This is a genomic window from Streptomonospora mangrovi (assembly GCF_027604915.1).
In the GTDB taxonomy this organism is placed as follows: Bacteria; Actinomycetota; Actinomycetes; order Streptosporangiales; family Streptosporangiaceae; genus Streptomonospora; species Streptomonospora mangrovi.
Map to the genome: position 1 here is coordinate 183,908 of NZ_JAJAQC010000004.1, position 18,798 is coordinate 202,705.

The 18,798-nt window shown below is 77.0% G+C and carries 13 protein-coding genes; all 13 read right to left on the minus strand.

Annotated elements, in window-relative coordinates:
• Positions 1 to 41 precede the first annotated feature (41 nt).
• A complete protein-coding gene (locus LG943_RS03710) occupies positions 42 to 707 on the minus strand; it encodes a septal ring lytic transglycosylase RlpA family protein (RefSeq protein WP_270070731.1) in 666 nt (221 codons plus the stop codon).
• A gap of 319 nt (positions 708 to 1,026) precedes the next feature.
• Entirely contained in the window at positions 1,027 to 2,292 is a 1,266-nt protein-coding gene (locus LG943_RS03715; protein WP_270070732.1) for a dual specificity protein phosphatase family protein, read from the minus strand.
• Positions 2,293 to 2,807: 515 nt separating this feature from the next.
• Positions 2,808 to 3,539 carry a sirohydrochlorin chelatase gene (locus tag LG943_RS03720; protein WP_270070811.1) on the minus strand — a complete coding sequence of 244 codons (732 nt, stop codon included), beginning with the start codon at positions 3,537 to 3,539 and terminating at the stop codon, positions 2,808 to 2,810.
• A gap of 308 nt (positions 3,540 to 3,847) precedes the next feature.
• Positions 3,848 to 5,068 (minus strand): uroporphyrinogen-III synthase, encoded by a 1,221-nt coding sequence (locus LG943_RS03725; RefSeq protein WP_270070733.1) that lies wholly within the window; start codon positions 5,066 to 5,068, stop codon positions 3,848 to 3,850.
• Positions 5,065 to 5,442 carry a nitrite reductase small subunit NirD gene (nirD, locus tag LG943_RS03730; RefSeq protein WP_270070734.1) on the minus strand — a complete coding sequence of 126 codons (378 nt, stop codon included), beginning with the start codon at positions 5,440 to 5,442 and terminating at the stop codon, positions 5,065 to 5,067. The genes LG943_RS03725 and nirD overlap by 4 nt, the downstream gene beginning before the upstream one ends.
• 72 nt (positions 5,443 to 5,514) lie before the next feature.
• The gene (nirB, locus tag LG943_RS03735) at positions 5,515 to 8,055 is read right to left on the minus strand and encodes a nitrite reductase large subunit NirB (protein WP_270070735.1); all 2,541 of its coding nucleotides are present in this window, start codon (positions 8,053 to 8,055) and stop codon (positions 5,515 to 5,517) included.
• A gap of 508 nt (positions 8,056 to 8,563) precedes the next feature.
• Positions 8,564 to 10,672, minus strand: a complete 2,109-nt coding sequence (locus LG943_RS03740) for a xanthine dehydrogenase family protein molybdopterin-binding subunit (protein WP_270070736.1) — start codon at positions 10,670 to 10,672, stop codon at positions 8,564 to 8,566.
• Positions 10,669 to 11,709 (minus strand): FAD binding domain-containing protein, encoded by a 1,041-nt coding sequence (locus tag LG943_RS03745; RefSeq protein WP_270070737.1) that lies wholly within the window; start codon positions 11,707 to 11,709, stop codon positions 10,669 to 10,671. The genes LG943_RS03740 and LG943_RS03745 overlap by 4 nt, the downstream gene beginning before the upstream one ends.
• Complete coding sequence (locus tag LG943_RS03750) at positions 11,706 to 12,281, minus strand: (2Fe-2S)-binding protein (RefSeq protein WP_270070738.1); 576 nt, start codon at positions 12,279 to 12,281, stop codon at positions 11,706 to 11,708. The genes LG943_RS03745 and LG943_RS03750 overlap by 4 nt, the downstream gene beginning before the upstream one ends.
• 170 nt (positions 12,282 to 12,451) lie before the next feature.
• Complete coding sequence (locus tag LG943_RS03755) at positions 12,452 to 13,894, minus strand: FAD-dependent oxidoreductase (protein WP_270070739.1); 1,443 nt, start codon at positions 13,892 to 13,894, stop codon at positions 12,452 to 12,454.
• Between the two features lie 157 nt (positions 13,895 to 14,051).
• Positions 14,052 to 16,172 (minus strand): molybdopterin oxidoreductase family protein, encoded by a 2,121-nt coding sequence (locus LG943_RS03760; protein ID WP_270070740.1) that lies wholly within the window; start codon positions 16,170 to 16,172, stop codon positions 14,052 to 14,054.
• The gene (locus tag LG943_RS03765) at positions 16,169 to 17,572 is read right to left on the minus strand and encodes an MFS transporter (protein WP_270070741.1); all 1,404 of its coding nucleotides are present in this window, start codon (positions 17,570 to 17,572) and stop codon (positions 16,169 to 16,171) included. The genes LG943_RS03760 and LG943_RS03765 overlap by 4 nt, the downstream gene beginning before the upstream one ends.
• Positions 17,573 to 17,841: 269 nt before the next feature.
• Positions 17,842 to 18,660 carry a metal ABC transporter permease gene (locus tag LG943_RS03770; RefSeq protein WP_270070812.1) on the minus strand — a complete coding sequence of 273 codons (819 nt, stop codon included), beginning with the start codon at positions 18,658 to 18,660 and terminating at the stop codon, positions 17,842 to 17,844.
• Between the last annotated feature and the right edge of the window lie 138 nt (positions 18,661 to 18,798).

Consider the following 18,798-nt stretch of genomic DNA (forward strand, 5'->3'; position numbering starts at 1 on the left):
GGTCACCGCCCCGTGCCACCGGTGAGGCCGAACGCCGTCGCCTAGCCGACGACCTGCCACTCGACGTCGACCACCCCGGCGCTGGCCGAGGCGATCTGCTCGAAGGAGGCGGTGGACAGGTCCAGGCAGCGGCCCTCGATGTAGGGGCCGCGGTCGTTGATGCGCACGGTCACCGACTTGCCGTTGGCGGGGTTGGTGACCTGGACCATGGTGTCCATCGGCAGGGTCTTGTGCGCGGCGGTCATGGCGCTGGGGTCGAACTGCTCGCCGCTGGCCGTGGGCTGGGGCTCGCTGTACATGGACGCCTCGCACGCGCCGCCCTCGCCGGTGGGGGTCAGCCCGGAGGTGCCGCCGCCGGAGTCGGCGGCGTCCTCGGCGGGCTCCTCCTCCTGCTGCTCCTGGCGGGGCTCGGTGGCGGTGCCGCTGAGGGGGCGCACGGCGTCCTGGGCCGCCTCCTCCCAGACCTGGGCGCGCCGGCGGCGCTCGTCGGCGGTGTCGGCGGCGTCGGAGGGCCGCGCGTCGGCGGTCTGGGCGGGCGGGGGTGTGGCGGCGCCGGCGGCGGTGCCGGTGTCGGATCCGGCGGCGAGCGCGGCGCCGGCCGTGGCGGCGGCGAGGAGTCCCGCGCCGGCGGCGGCGGTGACGAGGACGGTCCGGGTGCGTCGGGCGCGGGCGCGAACGGCCCGGCGTGAGGGCTGGGTGTGGCCCACTGGTGGCGGTCCTTTGAACGGGGACGGAGGGAGGCCGTGCCGGTGGCCGTCGGGGGGCGCGGCGGACGGCCGCGGGGGTGGGCACGGCGGGTGCCGCCCGGGGTGCCGGGGGCGGGGCGCCGGCCGGGGAGTGTGGGGGTGAGCCGCGGGTCGGCTCGCCGGCGCTGGATTGAGGCTAATCATCACGGCGGGGTCACGGAACCTCACGCCCGGGTTTTGTGCCATTTGTCACCCACCGGTGCGCGTGGCGCCACAGGCCGCCGCTCCGGTGCCCCGGCGGGGCGGGTTCCCGTTCCCGCCGGGGCACCGGAGCGGGTGGTCAGGCGCGGTGGTGGCGGCGCGGCGGGAGCCCCTCGGGGAACAGTTCGGCGGCCACGTCGTCCAGGTGGACCCCGCACAGGGCGGCCACCGTGGCCGACAGTTCGGGGTTGTTCAGGTGGCCCTCGACGGCGCGGATGACGCGCGGCAGCGCCTCGCGCACGTCGGCGCCCCGGCCGCGCACGGCGTAGAGCGCGGCGACGGCCGGGGTGCGCGACTGCCCGGCGGCGCAGTGCAGCAGCACCCGCTTGCCCTCGGCGCGCAGCGCCGCCACCGCCGCGGCGGCCTCCTCCAGCACGAAGGGCAGGTTGGGGTTGGCGCCGGGGTGGTCGGCCAGCCACACCTCGACGCGGTCGCGGGCGGGCAGGCCGGTGTGGGCGTCGCCGGGGCCGATGCGGTTGAGGGTCACCACGGCGTCGACGTCGGGGCGGGAGCGCAGGTAGGTGAGGTTGCCCAGGATGACGCCGGGGTCGTGGGGGTGGGGCGTGTGGAAGGGCAGGTAGATCGACTTGGACTCGCCGGTCTGGTAGCCGGAGTTCTCCGGCCAGAGGGCGGGGTCGCTGCCGCGCGCCATCACCACGCCCCGCACGACCAGGTCGTGGGGGGCGACGATGTCGGCCAGGCGGCGCTGGGCCTCCAGCGGCACACCCGAGGCGCCCCAACGGGCGCCCGCCAGCGCACCGGCGTACAGCGCGGCGACGTCGCCGCCCAGGGCGGCGGCGCGCCACACGGCGTCCACGAAGTGGCGGCAGGGGAAGGCGGCGGCGCGCAGGTCGAGGTCGGGCACGGGGGTCTCGGCCACCGCCCGCAGGGCGGCGCCCCGGGGGTCGCCGGGAACCGGTGCGGCGCTGTCCGGGGAGGGCGGCCGCCCCTGGGCGCAGGCCTCGCGCACAGCCCGCGCGAACGCGCGGTCGCGGGGGTCGGCCAGGGCGGTGCCGAGGTCGGCGGGGGCGTCGAGGCGGGTGATGGCCGCCCGGATCAGCCCGGCCAGGCGCGCGGCGCCGGAGTCGGTGGCGGCCCCGGCGGCGGGTCCGGGGCCGGCGGCAGCCGCGTCGGCGGCCGAGGCGTCGACCAGTTCGGTGACCAGCGCGGCCGGGGCGCCCACCAGGCACCCGGCCGCGCCCGCGCCGACCCACGCCCCGGCCGCGCGGTCGTGCCGGGGGTCGTCCTGGTGCCATGAAGAGGGGGGAAAGGACGGGACGGGCGGATGGGACGGGGTGTACGCGGCGGAGTCGCCAGAGGGTACGGACAGGGCGTCAGAGGGCATGCCACTCCCCATGTCGGGCGATAGCCGTCGGCCCGAGTATGCCTCCCGCCGCCATGATGAACCAGCGCCGCCCCCCGTAACGAAAGAGGCGCGGACCATGGCGTGGGGAGCCTGCCACCGCCCAGCCAGCCCAGTGGCGCGGGCGGCGGCGGGCACCGAGGGCAGGGGGCGGCTTCGGTCGGGCGGCCATCGGGGCCGACGCCCGGGGCTCGGCAGGCGGTCAACGTTCGCCTGCCTGCCCGATCGCGGCTGGATACGCGTCCGGGCGGGCCGGTGGGCGAGAACCGCGGTTTCGTCTGCTCACACGCGGTCGCCACGGGGGCGGCGGGGCGCCGGGTGCCGGGCGGAGTAGGCGGCCGGTGCGGGGCCGGATGGGCGTCCTCCCGCTCCCGCCTCCTCAGACGGCTACGCCGGCTATACGGCGGTGTGGACGCCGGCGTGGTACCTGGCGGCGCGGCCGGTGCGGGGCCGGATGGGCGTCCTCCCGCTCCCGCCTCCTCAGACGGCTACGCCGGCTATACGGCGGTGTGGACGCCGGCGTGGTACCTGGCGGCGACGATGTCGACCACCGCCGGGTCGGGGCACAGCGGAGCCGCCACGGTGTCGGCTCCGGCGTCCGACAGGCGCTGGTGGAACAGCCCGGGCGCCAGCAGCCAGGCGGCGACGGCGACGCGGGCGGCACCCTCGGCGCGCAGCCGCGCGACCGCCTCGGGGACCGAGGGGCGGGCCGTGGCGACGTAGGCCGCCGCCACCGGGGTGTCCAGGTGAGCGGCCAGCCGCGCGGCCGCCTCGGCGACCTCGGCGCGGGCGGCGGGGTCGGAGGAGCCGGCGGCGGCCAGCACCACCGCGTCGCCGGGCCGCCGACCCGACTGGCGCAGGCGGCGCGCGGCGGCGGTGATCAGCCGGTCGTCCCCGCCCAGGGCGGGGGTGAGGGGGGCGCCGGCACGGCCGACGCGCGCCAGTTGGCCGGGGATGTCCACGCGCACGTGGTAACCGGCCGCCAGGAACGCCGGGACGACGACGAGGGGGCCGTCCACGGCGGCGGCCGCCTCGCCCACGTCGGGGGCCAGTACGTCGGCGAACCCCAGCCGCACCGGTGCGCCGGTGCGGCGCGCGACGGCGCGCGCCAGGGCGCGTGCGGCGGCGGTGCCGCGCGGGTCGCGGGTGCCGTGCACGGCCAGCAGCAGCGTGGGCGCCGTACCGGCGCCGCCGGGGCCGGGTGCGGGCGCGGCCGCCGACGCGCCCACCCGCCGGGCGGCGGTCTGCGCCTCCGGCGGTGGCGGGACGCTCTGCGCGCCGGATGCCAGGAGCGCGGCGTGCGCCCCCGCCCTCGAAGCCGCCCCCGGCGGCAGCACAGCGGCCCCGGCCCCCGAGGGCCGGACGGCGGTGGCCGGGGCTCCCGGCCGACCGGCCCCCGCGTCCGCCGGGTGGGCGGCGGGCCTCGGCCCGGCACCCGCCGCTGCGGCGGTCTCGGTGCGGACCTCGGTGGGGATTTCGGTAGGGGTCCCGGTGCCGGCCTCGGTGCGGGGCCGGGTGCGCTGGGCGGTGGCGGCCATCAGTCTCCTTCGGGCGGGCAGTCGCCGCTGTCCAGGGCCAGGCGGTAGCCGCGCTTGACGACCGTCTGGATGATCTTGGGGTCGCCCAGCGCGGTGCGCAGCCGGGCCACGGCGGTCTCCACCGCGTGGGCGTCGGCGTCGCCGCCCAGCGAGGCCAGCAGGTCGGCGCGGTCGCGGACCTGGCCGGGCCGCCGCGCCAGTTCGCGCAGCACCCGCATCAGCGCGGGCGAGACCGGGCGCACCGCGCCGTCCACCAGGACGGCGTGGCCGCGCAGCCGCAGCCGGTGCCCGGCCACCGGCAGGCTGGGGAAGCGCCCGGGCAGCTCCTCGGCCAGCCGCTTGACCAGCGCGCCGATGCGGGCGCGCCCCGGCCACACGGTGGGCACGTCGTGGGCCATCAGCGGGCGCGCGGTGACCGGCCCCACGCACATGGCCAGGGCGTCGCGGGTCAGCGCCCGCACCAGCGCCTCGCGCACCCCGATCGCCTCGGCGCGGTCCAGCAGCCCGGCGGCGGCCGGGGCGCTGGTGAAGGTGACCGCGTCCACGCCGCCGCCGGTGATGTCGTCGATGAGCCGGTCCAGCGCCGCGACGTCGTCGGGCAGCGTCCACCGGTAGACGGGGACCTCCACGACCTCCGCGCCCGCCAGGCGCAGCGCCGCGCAGAAGTCGGGCAGCGGCTCGCCGTGCAACTGCACCGCCACGCGCAGCCCCTCCACCCCGGTGGCCAGCAGGTAGTCCAAAACCTCGGCGGAGGACTCCGAGGGCGGCGACCACTCCTCGGTGAGCCCGGCGGCGCGGATGGCGCCCTTGGCCTTGGGCCCGCGCGCCAGCAGGCGGGAGCCGTGCATGGCCGCCAGCAGCGGTTCGGCCGTGCCCCACGTCTCGCACGCCTCCACCCACCCGCGGAACCCGATGCCGGTGGTGGCCACCACCACGTCGGCGGGCCGGCGGATCAGCTCGCGCGAGGCGGCGGCCAGGCGCTGGTCGTCGCTGAGCGGCACGATGCGCAGCGCCGGCGCGCACACCACCTCCGCCCCCTTGCGGCGCAGCATGGCGGCGAGTTCGTCGGCGCGGCGGGCGGCGGTGACGGCCACGGTGAAGCCGGCCAGCGGGGCGACCGTGGCGGCGGGCTCGCCGCGGGTGTCGGGCCGCGCCGGGGCCGGCACGGCGCGCTGGGCGCCGCCGCCGGCCGCGGACAGGGTCGAAGGCGTCGCGCTCATGTGGTGGCCTCATCCGGTTGGGTGCTGACGTCGATGACGCCGTCGCGCACGCGCACGGCGTAGGTGGGCAGCCGCACGGCCCCATCGTCCAGGCAGTGCCCGGTGCGCAGGGAGAACACCTGCTTGAGCATGGGTGAGGCGACGGTGGGCTCCCCGGCCCGGTCGCCGACGATGCCGCGGGAGATCACCGCGGCGCCGCTGAAGGGGTCGATGTTGCCCACGGCGTAGAGCACGTCGTCGTGCGTGCGGAACACGGCGACCTGTCCTCCGTCGGGCAGCAGGACGGCGATTCCGCGCTCCGGGGTGAGCCTATCCCAGCGGCATGCGGCGACCCACGGCAGCGCGGTGCGGACGGGCAGGGTTGGGGTGCTCATGGCGGGCGACCTCCGGGTTCGACGGTTTCGCGGCGCGCGGTGCGCCGGTGATCGGGAGTCGGCGGCGGCGGGTCAGCGCGGTCCGGAGCCCGCCGGGGCGGGCATGCCCAGCGGCACGGGGCCGGCGGGCACCGGCTGCTCGCGCTCGACCGCGAAGGAGATGGTGGGGTCGGGCGCCTCGGGCGCGTTGGCGAAGGACACGAACCGGGCGAGCTTGTCGGGGTCCTCCAGCACGCCGCGCCACTCGTCGGCGTAGCCGGCGACGTGGCGGGCCATGGCCGCCTCCAGCTCCTCGGCGACGCCCAGGCTGTCCTCGACCACCACGGCGCGCAGGTGGTCCAGTCCGCCCTCCAGGTTCTCGATCCAGGTGGAGGTGCGCTGGAGGCGGTCGGCGGTGCGGATGTAGAACATCAGGAACCGGTCGATGTAGCGGATGAGGGTGTCGTCGTCGAGGTCGGAGGCCAGCAGTTCGGCGTGGCGGGGGGTGAACCCGCCGTTGCCGCCGACGTAGAGGTTCCAGCCGTGCTCGGTGGCGATGACGCCGAAGTCCTTGCCGCGCGCCTCGGCGCACTCGCGGGCGCAGCCCGAGACGGCCGACTTCAGCTTGTGGGGCGAGCGCAGCCCGCGGTAGCGCGTCTCCAGGCGGATGGCCATGCCCACCGAGTCCTGCACGCCGTAGCGGCACCAGGTGCTGCCCACGCACGACTTCACGGTGCGCAGCGCCTTGCCGTAGGCGTGGCCGGACTCGAACCCGGCCTCCACCAGGCGCGCCCAGATGGCGGGCAACTGCTCCACGCGGGCGCCCAGCAGGTCGATGCGCTGGGCGCCGGTGATCTTGGTGTAGAGGCCGAACTCCCGGGCGACCTCGCCGATGACGATGAGCTTTTCGGGGGTGATCTCGCCGCCGGGTACCCGCGGCACCACCGAGTAGGTGCCGTTGCGCTGGATGTTGGCGAGGAAGTGGTCGTTGGTGTCCTGGAGGGCGGCCTGCTCGCCGTCGAGGATGTGGCCGCCGCCCAGGGAGGCCAGGATGGAGGCCACGGCGGGCTTGCAGATGTCGCAGCCGCGGCCGCTGCCGTGGCGGGCGACCAGCTCGGAGAAGGTGGCGATCCCGGTGGCCAGGACGATCTCCACCAGTTCGGCGCGAGAGTGGGCGAAGTGCTCGCACAGCGCGGTGGACTGCTCGATGCCGGAGTCGGCGAGCAGGTTCTTGAGCATGGGCACGCACGAGCCGCAACTGGTGCCGGCGCGGGTGCACGCCTTGATCGCCGGGATGTCGGTGCCGCCCTCGGCGATGGCGGCGCGCACGGCGCCCTTGGTGACGGCGTTGCAGGAGCACACCTGGGCGTCGTCGGGCAGCGCGCCCACGCCGATCCCGCCGCCGGCGCCGCGCTCGGGGGCGATCAGCTCCAGGGGGTCGCCGGGCAGTTCGCGCCCGACCAGGGGGCGCAGGCCGGCGTAGGCGGAGGCGTCGCCCACCAGCACGCCGCCCAGTAGCGTGGTGGCGTCGTCGGAGACCACGAGCTTGGCGTAGCGGCGGCCGGGGGCGTCGTTGAGGACGACCTCCAGGGCGCCCTCGGTGGTGCCGTGGGCGTCGCCGAAGCTGGCCACGTCCACGCCCAGCAGCTTGAGCTTGGTGGAGGTGTCGGCGCCGGTGAAGGTGGCGGCGCCGCCGGCCAGGCGGTCGGCGACCACCTCGGCCATGGCGTTGCCGGGGGCGATGAGGCCGTAGACGGTGCCGCCGGCGCTGGCGCACTCGCCCACGGCGTAGACGGCGGGGTCGCTGGTGCGGCAGGCGGCGTCGACGGCGACGCCGCCGCGCGGCCCCAGCTCCAGGCCGGCGGCCCGCGCCAGCTCGTCGCGGGGGCGCACGCCCACCGAGAACACCACGACGCCGGCGTCCACGGCACGCTGGTCGGCGCCCTCGCCCAGCAGGACGCGCAGACCCGCCCCGCCGGGGCCGGGTTCGATGGCGGTGAGGGCGGCGGCGGTGTGGGCGGTGACCCCGGTGTCGGCGATGAGGCGGCCCAGCACGGCGCCGCCGCCCTCGTCGACCTGGCGGGGCATCAGCCAGGGCGCCATCTCCACGACGTGGGGGCGCAGGCCCAGCAGGCGCAGCGCGTTGGCGGCCTCCAGGCCCAGCAGGCCGCCGCCGATGACCACGCCGTCGGCGCCGGCGCCTGCGGCGGTGGCGGCGCGGGCGGTGGCGGTGATGTGCTCCAGGTCCTCGATGGTGCGGTAGACGTGGCAGCCGGGCAGGTCGCGGCCGGGCACGGGGGGCACGAAGGCGGTGGAGCCGGTGGCCAGGACCAGGGCGTCGTAGCCGATGACGGCGCCCGAGGCGGTGGTGACGGCGCGGGCGGCGCGGTCCAGGGCGGTGGCGGGCTCGCCCAGCCGCAGCTCCACGCCGGGGTGGGCGCTCAGGTCGGGCAGGCGCAGGTCCTCCTCGCCGGCGCCGTCGAAGTAGGAGGACAGCGCGACCCGGTCGTAGGCCGGGCGGGGCTCCTCCCCCAGCACGACGATGTGCCACTCGCCGGCGGTGTCGCGGCTGCGGACGGCCTCCACGAGGCGGTGGCCGACCATGCCGTTTCCGATGACCACGAGCTGTCTCATGCCGGGTGCCTCTCCTCGCTCACGTGCGGGGCGCCAAGCGCCGGCGGCGGGGCCGGGCGGTGCGGGGCACCGCCGGGGCGGCCGCCGACGCGCTTTTCAGGCAACCCGGGACGTGTTTCGCACCCGTCAGCCGTCGGTGAAGGTGGTGTTTCGTTTCCCTGTCATCGCAGGTGAAAGCCGCGTGAGCGGGGGGTTCGGGGGCCGGGCGCGGGTGCGAAACCGCCGGTGGGGCGGGTGGCAGGCGGCGCGGCGGCCGCGCGCAGGGGGCCGAGCCTAGCCGCGCCGGCGCCCCGCGCGGGGCGCGGGCGCGGCGGGTGTGTCAGGTCGGGGGATGGAGGTTGTGCGCGGGCGGCGCCGGGCGCTGCCGTCCGCCGCCGGGCGCACCCCGCGCGCGGCACGCGGGGCGGGTGTGCGGCGGGGTCGGGACGCACCCGCCCCGGCCCCGCCCCGGCCCCGCCGCGCACCCGCCCCGCTCAGGCGCCCCCGGTCGGGGGGCGGTGCCTCCCCCTCAGGCGCCCACCGCGTCCAGGAAGTCGTCCAGCCGCAGCGGGACGCGGCGCACCCGCACCCCGGTGGCGTGGTAGGCGGCGTTGGCCACCGCCGCGGCCGTGCCCACGATCCCGATCTCGCCGATGCCCTTGGCGCCCAGCGGGTTGACCAGGGGGTCGTGCTCGTCGATCCAGTGCGCCTGGATGTCGGCGACGTCGGCGTTGGCCGCGATGTGGTACTCGGCGAAGTCGGCGTTGACGACGTGGCCGAAGCGCGCGTCCAGCACGCTCTCCTCGTGCAGCGCCATCGACAGCCCCATGGTCATGCCGCCGACGAACTGGGAGCGGGCGGTGCGCGCGTTGACGATGCGCCCGGCGGCGAACACGCCCAGCAGGCGCGGCACGCGGATCTCGCCGGTGTCGGTGTTGACGCGGACCTCGGCGAACTGGGCGCCGTAGGCGTGCATGGCGTAGTCGTCGCGGTGGGCCACTTCGGGCAGGTCGGCCGCCGCCTCGGCGCCGGGCGCGGGGTCATCGCCGTGGAGGCGGCGGAAGGCGGTGGCGGCGGCGTGGACGGTGGAGCCCCACGACATCATGCCGGTGGAGCCGCCGGCCAGCGACGCCAGGGGCAGCGCGCTGTCGCCCAGGCGCACCTCCACGTGCTCCAGCGGCACGCCCAGCACGTCGGCGGCGACCTGGGTGAGCGCGGTCCAGGCGCCGGTGCCGATGTCGGCGGCGGCCAGCGACACCACGTAGCGGCCGTCGCCGGCGTGGCGCACCAGCGCGCGCGAGCCGCCCACCGGCGGCACCACCGGGTAGAACGACGCCGCCACCCCGGTGCCCACCAGCCACTCCCCCTCGCGGCGGGCGCCCGGCTCGGCGGGGCGGTCGGCCCAGCCGAAGCGGTCGGCCCCCTCGCGCAGGCAGGCGATGAGGTTGCGGGTGGAGAACGGCTTGCCGGTGGCGGGGTCGCGCTCGGGCTCGTTGCGCACCCGCGCCTCGATGGGGTCCAGCCCGCAGGCGACCGCCAGCTCGTCCATGGCGACCTCGGGGCCGAACATGCCGGGGCACTCCCCCGGCGCGCGCATCCAGGTGGGCACGGGGACGTCCAGGCGGGCGGCGCGGTGGCCCATGCGCCGGTTGGGCGCGGCGTACATCGACTTGGCGGGGCCGGCGGCCTCCTCGATGAAGTCGCCCAGGCGCGCGCTCTGCACGGTGGCCGTGACGTCGATGCCCGACAGCCGCCCCTGGGCGTCGGCGCGCAGCCGCACCCGCTGCACGGTGGGGCTGCGGTAGCCCACCAGGCTGAACATCTGGCGGCGGGTGGCGGCCAGCTTGACCGAGCGGTGCGGCACGGCGCGGGCGCCCAGCACCGCCAGCACGGTGGGGGCGTGCAGGGGGCCCTTGGAGCCGAACCCGCCGCCGACGTAGGGCGCGACGACGCGGACGCGGCCCTGCTCCAGGCCCAGCAGCTCGGCCACGGTCTCGCGGACCATGTGGGCGCCCTGGGTGGACTCGTGCAGGGTGATGGCCTCGCCGTCCCAGCGGGCCATGGTGGAGTGGGGCTCCATGGGGTTGTTGTGCTGCATGGGGGTGGTGTAGGTCTGGTCGACCACCACCTCCCCCTCGGCGGCCTTGACGTCGCCCTGGCGGTGGTCCTCCTTGGGGGTGGCCAGGTCGGTGCGCCCGGCGGAGAACTCCGCGTCGTGGGGCAACTGCTCGTAGGTGAGGGTGACCAGCGCGGCGGCGTGCTGGGCGGCCTCGAAGGTCTCGGCGACCACCGCGGCCACCGGCTGGCCCCGGTAGTGGACCTCCGCCGACTGGAGCACGTGCAGTTCGCCGGGCTGCTGGAGGCCGGGCAGTTCGGCGTCGGTGCGCAGCCGGGGGGCGTTGCCGTGCCACAGCACCGCCAGGACGCCCTCGGCGGCCTCGGCGGCGGCGGTGTCCACGGCGGCCACGCGCCCCCGGGCGATGGTGGCCTGCACGGGCGCCAGGTAGGCGGCGTCGGCGGCGCGGTACTCGTAGGCGTAGGCCGCGGTGCCGGCGACCTTGGCGGGTCCCTCGACGCGGCGGGGGCCGGCGCCGATGGCGCCGGTGCGGGCGGCGGGCCGTTCGCTGGTGGTGCTCACCGCTGCTCCTCTCCGTGGCCGCCGGGTCCGCCGTGTCCGTCGCCGCCGCGCGCCTCGGCGTGGACCTGGCGCAGGGTGGCGGTGATGGCGGAGCGGGCCAGGGCGACCTTGAACGTGTTGCCCGGCAGGGGGCGGGCCTCGGCGAGTTCGGCCCGGGCCGCCGCGGCGAAGCGCTCCTCGGTGGCGGGGCCGTCGCGCAGCGCCTCCTCGGCGCGCAGCGCCCGCCACGGCTTGTGGGCGACCCCGCCCAGGGCGATGCGGACGTCGGAGACGCTGCCGTCGGCGCCCAGCGACATGGCCGCGGCCACCGACACCAGCGCGAAGGCGAAGGAGGCGCGGTCGCGGACCTTGCGGTAGCGGGCGTGGACGGCCATGGGCATGTCGGGCAGTTCCACGGCGGTGATGAGGTCGCCGTGGTTGAGGACGGTGTCGTGCTCGGGCGCCTCGCCGGGCAGGCGGTGCAGCCGGGCGATGGGCACGCGCCGCTCGGTGGCGGCGTCCTGCACCACCACCTGGGCGTCCAGCGCGGTCAGCGCCACCGCCATGTCGGAGGGGTGGACGGCCACGCAGTCGGGTGAGGCGCCCAGGATGGCGTGGTAGCGCTGGTAGCCCTCCAGGGCCGAGCAGCCCGTGCCGGGTTCGCGCTTGTTGCAGGGGGTGCTGGTGTCCTGGAAGTACACGCACCGGGTGCGCTGGAGCAGGTTGCCGGCGGTGGTGGCGAGGTTGCGCAACTGGCCCGAGGCGCCGGAGAGCAGCGCCTGGGACAGCACCGGGTAGCGGCGGCGGATGAGGGGGTGGGCGGCCAGGTCGCTGTTGCGGACGTTGGCGCCGATGCGCACGCCGCCCTCGGGCAGCGCCTCGACCTCGTCCATGGGCAGGTGGGTGATGTCGACCAGCACCTCGGGGGCGGCCACGCCCAGCTTCATGTGGTCGACCAGGTTGGTGCCCCCGCCCAGGAACGCGGCGGCGGGGTTGTCGGCGACCATGGCGGCGGCTCCGGCGGCGTCCTCGGCGCGGCGGTAGTCGAACGGGTTCATCGCCGGCCTCCCTCCCGCGCGGGGCGCGGTATGCCCGAGGCGGCCGCGGCGTGGGTGCGGCGGGCGGCGTCGCCGATGGCCGAGACGATCCCGGCGTAGGCGCCGCAGCGGCACAGGTTGCCGCTCATGCGTTCGCGGATCTCGGTGTCGTCCAGTTCGGCCACGGCGCCCTCGGCGGAGGCGCGCGGCGGGGTGGCGGCGCTGGGCCAGCCGGCGGCTGCCTCGTCGAGCATGCCCACGGCCGAGCAGATCTGGCCGGGGGTGCAGTAGCCGCACTGGAAGGCGTCGTGGTCCATGAACGCCTCCTGCATGGGGTGCAGGTCGCCGCCCTCGGCCAGCCCGGCGGCGGTGACCACCTCGGCGCCGTCGCCGGCCACGGCCAGCACCAGGCAGGTCACGACGCGGCGGCCGTTGAGCAGGACGGTGCAGGATCCGCACTGGCCGTGGTCGCACCCCTTCTTGGGTGCGGTGACGCCCAGGTCCTCCCGCAGCGCGTCGAGCAGGGTGGTGCGGGTGTCCACCCGCAACTGGTGTCTGCGTCCGTCGACGGTCAAGGTGATGTCGGCATGCATGGGCTCTGTCCCGTTTCCGCGCGGCGTGGTCACCGTGGTCCCATGACCGAGCGGCGCGGCGGTAAACGCGCCGCACCGCCGCCGGCGCCGGGAGGGGCGGCGCGGCGGCGGGGTGGTGCGCGGCGGCCCGCGGGGGCGGCGGGCGGGGCGTGCGGCGCGGTGCGGCCGGCTCAGGTGGCGGCGATGGGCTCCCGGCCGTTCCAGCCCGACAGCAGGGTGTCGACGTCGCGGATGCAGCCGCCGCAGCCGGTGGTGGCGCGGGTGGCCCGGGCCATGGCGTCGCGGGTGCGGGCGCCGTCGAGCCAGGCGGCCTCCATGTCGTCGCGGCTGACGGCGTTGCAGCGGCACACCAGCGGCGCGGGGCCGGGCTGCCCGGCGGGCGCCTCGGGCTGGGCGCGGCCCATCAGCAGGGCCAGGCGGTCGCCGGGCACCGGGGTGTCGCCGTCGTAGAGCTGGGCGATGGCCGAGGCGGACTCGGGCAGCCCCAGCAGGACCGCCCCCACCACGCGTTCGGCGCGCACCGACAGCTTGGCGTAGCGGCCGCCGTGGGGGTCGGCGACGGTGACGGTCTCTGCGGTGTCGTCGGCCTCGGGGTCGCCCATGGCGGTCAGCTCGATGCCCTCGGCCTTGAGGCGGGTGACGGGCCGCGCGCCGGTGTAGCGGGCCTCCAGCCGGGTGCCGGTGAGCCGGTCGGCCAGCACGGCGGCCTGCTCCCAGCCCGGCTGCACCAGGCCGCCCCCGCCGCCGGGGTGCTGGGCGCAGTCGCCGATGGCGTGCACGCGGGGGTCGCTGGTGGTGAGCGTGTCGTCGACCAGGACGCCCCGGTCCACCTCGATGCCGGCGGCCTGGGCCAGTTCGGTGTTGGCGCGCACCCCGGCGGTGACCACGAGCGCGTCGCCGGCCAGCAGCCGGCCGTCGTCCAGTTCCAGCCCGGTGCCGGGGATCCAGCGCGCGGCCACCCGCCAGGAGTGCACCGCCACCCCCAGCCGGGTGTAGTGGCGGGCCAGGATCTGGGCGGCGGCCTGGTCGATCTGGCGGCGCATGATCCAGGGGGCCGACTCCACCACCGACACCCGCATGCCGCGCTCGGTCAGCGCGCGGGCGGCCTCCAGCCCCAGCACGCCCCCGCCCAGCACCACGACCGGGCCGCCGGGGCGGGCCAGGGCCGCCAGGCGGCGGCAGTCGGCCAGGTCCCGCAGCGCGGTGACGCCGGCCTCGGGGGCGCCGTCGGGCGCCGACAGGCCGGGGATGGGCGGGAACGCGGCGCGGGCGCCGGTGGCCAGGACCAGTTCGTCGTAGTCCAGGGCGGTGCCGTCGTCCAGGCGCACCCGGCGCCGCCCGGTGTCCAGCCGGACGGCGGCCGCCCCGGTGCGCACGCTGACCGCGCCGGTCTCGGGCACCGGCAGGCGGATGTCCTCGGGCGCGTAGCGCCCGGCCAGCACGCCGGGCAGCAGGACGCGGTTGTAGGCGGGCTCGGTCTCCTCGCCCACGACGCTGACCCGCAGGCGCTCGCCCCGGGGGTCGCGGCGGGCGACCTCCTCGGCGAAGCGGGCCCCGGTCATGCCGTTGCCGATCACCACGACGTGGCGCGCGGTGTCCGTGTCAGTGACCATGGCGTGTCGGCGCGCGGCCGGGCGGTGGTGGTGCCCGGGTGCGCGCGCCGCCTCCCTTCGTTGCCGCTTGCTGCGTTGGGTTGCCTGCTGTGGGGTGCCTGCTGGGGGACGTGGGCGAAGCGCCCGCGCGACTACCGCGGCGGCGCGGGCGCGCGGGTCAGCCGTGCGGGGGCGCCGCGCGGGCCGGCTCGGCTGCGGCGCCCGGGGCGTCCGGGGGCCCGGCGGGTTCCAGCCGCACGGCGCTGACCTTGAACTCGGGCATGCGGCTGGTGGGGTCCAGCGCCGGGTTGGTGAGGTTGTTGGCGGCCTGCTCCCCGGCGAAGTGGAAGGGCAGGAACACGGTGTCGGGGCGGGCGTGCTCGGTGAGGCGCACCCGGGCCAGGGCCGCGCCCCGGCGCGATACCACGCGGGCCAGGGCGCCCTCGGCCAGGCCGCTGCGGGCGCCGGTGTCGGGGTGGACCTCCACGAACGCCTCGGGCTGGGCGCCGGCGAGTTCGCGGATGCGGCGGGTCTGGGCGCCGGACTGGTAGTGGCCCATCACACGCCCGGTGGTGGCCAGCAGCGGGTACTCGGCGTCGACGGCCTCGGCGGGGGGCCGGTGGCCCACGGGGGCGAAGCGGGCGCGCCCGTCGGGGTGGGCGAAGGAGTCCAGGAACAGGCGCGGGGTGGTGGCATGGGCGTCGGGCACCGGCCAGAACACCTCCTCGCCGGCCTCCAGGCGCTCCAGGCTGACCCCGGAGTAGTCGGCGGCGCCGCCGGCCGAGGCCGCGCCCAGTTCGGCCAGCACCCGCGCGGGGTCGGCGGGGAAGCGCTCGGCGGGCTGGCCCAGCCGCCGGGCCAGGCCGCTGATGACCTCCAGGTCGGTGCGCACGCCGGGCGGCGGGGCGAGCAGGGCCCGCCGGCGCAGGAGGCGGCCCTCCAGGTTGGTCATGGTGCCCTCCTCCTCGGCCCACTGGGCGACGGGCAGGACCACGTCGCCCAGGGCGGCGGTTTCGGACAGCACGAAGTCGGCGGTGACCAGCAGGTCCAGGCCGGCCAGCCGGTTTCGGACGCGTTGGGCGTCGGGCGCCGAGACCACCGGGTTGGACCCGAACACCAGCAGCGCGCGCGGCCCGCCGGGGCCGCCGAGCGCGTCGAGGAGCTCGAAGGCGCTGCGGCCGGGGCCGGGCAGGGTGGCGGGGTCCACGCCCCACACGCCGGCCACGTGGGCGCGGGCGGCGGGGTCGTCGATGCGGCGGTAGCCGGGCAGCTGGTCGGCCTTCTGGCCGTGCTCGCGCCCGCCCTGGCCGTTGCCCTGGCCGGTGATGCAGCCGTAGCCCGACCCCTCGCGGCCGGGCAGCCCCAGCGCCAGGGCCAGGTTGATCCACGCCGAGACGGTGTCGGTGCCCTTGGCGTGCTGCTCGGTGCCGCGCCCGGTGAGGACGTAGGCGCCCGAGGCGGCGGCCAGGGCGCGGGCGGCGGCGCGGATATGCTCGGCGGGCACGCCGGTGACCTGCTCGGTCTGCTCGGGCCACCAGGCGGCGGCGTGCCGCCAGGCGTCCTCGAACCCGGTGGTGCGCGCGGCGACGTACTCGGTGTCCACCAGCCCCTGGGCGCGCACGGCGTGCAGCAGGCCCAGGGCCAGCGCCAGGTCGGTGCCCGGGCGCGGCGCCAGGTGCATGCCGCCGTTCTTGAGCGCCTGCTCGGCCGTGGCGGTGCGCCGGGGGTCGACCACGATGAGGCGGGGCGCGGCCAGGTGGCGCATCATCGGCGGCATGGTCTCGGCGGGGTTGGCGCCGGCCAGCAGCACCACCTCGGCCCCGGCCAGGTCGGGCAGCGGGAAGGGCAGGCCCCGGTCCAGGCCGAAGGCGCGGTTGCCGGCGGCGGCCGCCGAGGACATGCAGAACCGGCCGTTGTAGTCGATCTGAGAGGTGCCCAGCGCCACGCGGGCGAACTTGCCCAGCAGGTAGCTCTTCTCGTTGGTCAGCCCGCCGCTGCCGAAGACCGCGACCGCGTCGGGGCCGTGGCGCTCGCGCAGCGCGGTGAGCCGCTGGGCGACGTGGTCCAGCGCGGTGTCCCAGTCGACCTCGGTGAAGTCGCCGCGGCGGGTCCGCAGCAGCGGCGCGGTGAGGCGCTGGGGCGAGGCCAGCAGCTCCGCCGAGGTCCACCCCTTGCGGCACAGGCCCCCGCGGTTGGTGGGGAAGGGCGCGGGCCGGGCGGCCGGCGCCTGGCCGGGCGCGGCCTCCACGAACATCGCGCACTGCAACGCGCAGTAGGGGCAGTGGGTGGCCCGGCTCATGGCGCCACCGGTTCGTCGGCGCCGGCGGCGGCCGCGCGCGGCGCGGCCGGGGCGCGGGCGGCCGGGGCGCGCAGGTAGACCCGGTGGACCACCACCAGGCAGACCAGGTAGAACACCCCGAAGGCGATGTAGGCGGGGGTGGCGCCGCCGAAGCTGAGGAAGGACTGGCGGAACACCAGGTTGATGGCGACCCCGCCCAGGGCGCCCACCGCGCCCACCAGGCCCAGCACGGCGCCGGCCACCCGCTTGGTGTGGGCCAGCACCTCCTCGCGGGGCGCGCCGGCGGCGATGCGGTTCTGCGCCTCGGCGGCGTAGATGGCCGGGATCATCTTGTAGGTGGAGCCGTTGCCGATCCCGGCGAGCACGAACAGCACCGCGAAGGCGACCGTGAACAGCGGCAGCGACTCCCGGAAGCTGGCGAGCACGATCACGGCGATGCCGCCGGCCATGGCCGCGAAGTTCCACAGCGTCACCCGCGCGCCGCCGAACCGGTCGGCCAGGCGCCCGCCCACCGGGCGGATCAGCGAGCCCAGCAGCGGGCCCAGGAAGGTGAGCGCGGCGGCCTCCAGCGGGGTGCGGCCGAACTGGTTCTGGAGCAGCAGGCCGAAGGCGAAGGAGAACCCGATGAAGGAGCCGAAGGTGCCGATGTAGAGGAACGACATGATCCAGAAGTGGCGGTCGCGCGCGGCGGCCACCTGCGCGCCGACGTCGGCGCGCGCCCCCACCAGGTTGTCCATGCGGGTCCAGGCGATCACCGAGGCCAGCAGCAGCAGCGGCACGTACAGCGCGGCCAGCAGGTAGCCCTGGCCGACGCCGAAGGCGGCGATCACGCCCAGGCCGGCCAGTTGGACGACGGCCACGCCGATGTTGCCGCCGCCGGCGTTGAGGCCCAGCGCCCACCCCTTGTGGCGCTCGGGGAAGAACGCGTTGATGTTGGACATGGAGGAGGAGAAGTTGCCGCCGCCCAGCCCGGCGGTGGCGGCCAGCGCCAGGAACAGCCAGAAGGGGGTGTCGGGGCGCTGGATGAGCACGACGGCGATCAGCGTGGGCACCAGCAGCGCCCCCGCTGAGAACAGGGTCCAGTTGCGGCCGCCGAACTTGGGCACGGCCAGGGTGTAGGGCACCCGCAGGACCGCGCCGACCAGGGTGACCACCGACACCAGCAGGAACTTCTGCTCGGGGGTGTAGTCGAACCCGGTCTCGGGCGTCATGAACAGGGTGAGCACCGACCAGATGCTCCACACGGAGAAGCCCAGGTGCTCGGCGAAGATCGACGCCCACAGGTTGCGGTTGGCGATCCTGCGCCCGGAGGCGGCCCAGAAGCCGGTGTCCTCAGGGTCCCAGTCGGCGATCCAGCGTCCGCGGGGGCGGTGCGGTGTCGGCGTGTGCGGTGAGGTCACGACCCGGCCTTCCTCGATCGAGGGCGACTCATGGAACGAACGCCAACGACGTTAGGTAGCCGGGGTTGCCAGAGCGTATCGTGCGGTAACACCCGCGAAACGGAGACCTCACGGCGGCGCCGGGCGCGCGGTGAGGTCCAGGTGGGGGCGGGTGCGGACCAGGGGCGGCGCGGCGGCGGGCCGGGGCGGCGCCGGAGCGGATTCCGCCGCGCGCGGGCGCCGCCGCGGCCGACCTGGTGGCCGGGTCGGGTCCGCAGCGGCGCGGCGGGTCAGCGCGCGGCGGCGGCGCGCCCGGCCGCGCGGCGGCGCGGGAGCACCCCGTGGCGCGGCGCGAACAGGTAGGCCAGGGCGAACACCGCCGCCTGGGCGACCACCACGGTGCCGCCGGTGGCGATGTCGGCGTAGAAGCTGACGTAGGTGCCCACCACCGAGGCGCCCACCGACACCGCCACGGCGATGGCCAGCATCCGCTCGAACCGGTCGGTGAGCAGGTAGGCGGTGGAGCCGGGGATCACCAGCATGGCCACCACCAGGATGATGCCCACGGCCTGGAGCGCGATGACCACGGTGACCGACAGCAGGCCCAGCAGCAGCGCCTCCAGGCGGCGGGGACTGAGCCCGATGGCGTGGGCGTGGACGGGGTCGAAGGCGTAGAGGGTGAGGTCGCGGTGCTTGAGCAGCACCACGGCCGTGGTCAGCGCCGCCATCACCAGCACCTGGGCGATCTCGCCGTCGGAGACCCCCAGCACGTTGCCGAAGAGGATGTGCATCAGGTCGGTCTCGGAGGGGACGCGGGAGATGAGCACCACCCCCACCGCGAACATCGCGGTGAACACGATGCCGATGGCGGCGTCCTCCTTGACGCGGGAGGTGCGGTTGACCACCCCGATGAGGGCCACCGACCCCGCGCCGAAGACGAGCGCGCCCAGGGCGAAGGGCAGCCCCAGCAGGTAGGACAGCACCACGCCGGGCAGCACGGCGTGGGAGACGGCGTCGCCCAGCAGCGACCAGCCGGTCAGCGTCATCCAGCACGACAGCAGCGCGCACACGGCGCCGGCCACGGCGCTGACCAGCAGCGCGCGCACCATGAAGTCGAACTGCAAGGGCACGGTGACCCACTCGATCAGACCGGACACGGCGCGCTCCTCGGGGTCGGGGCGGATGCGGCGGGGGGTGCGGGGGCGGGCGCGCCGCCCGGGACGCAGGGGGCGGCGGGACCGTGCGGT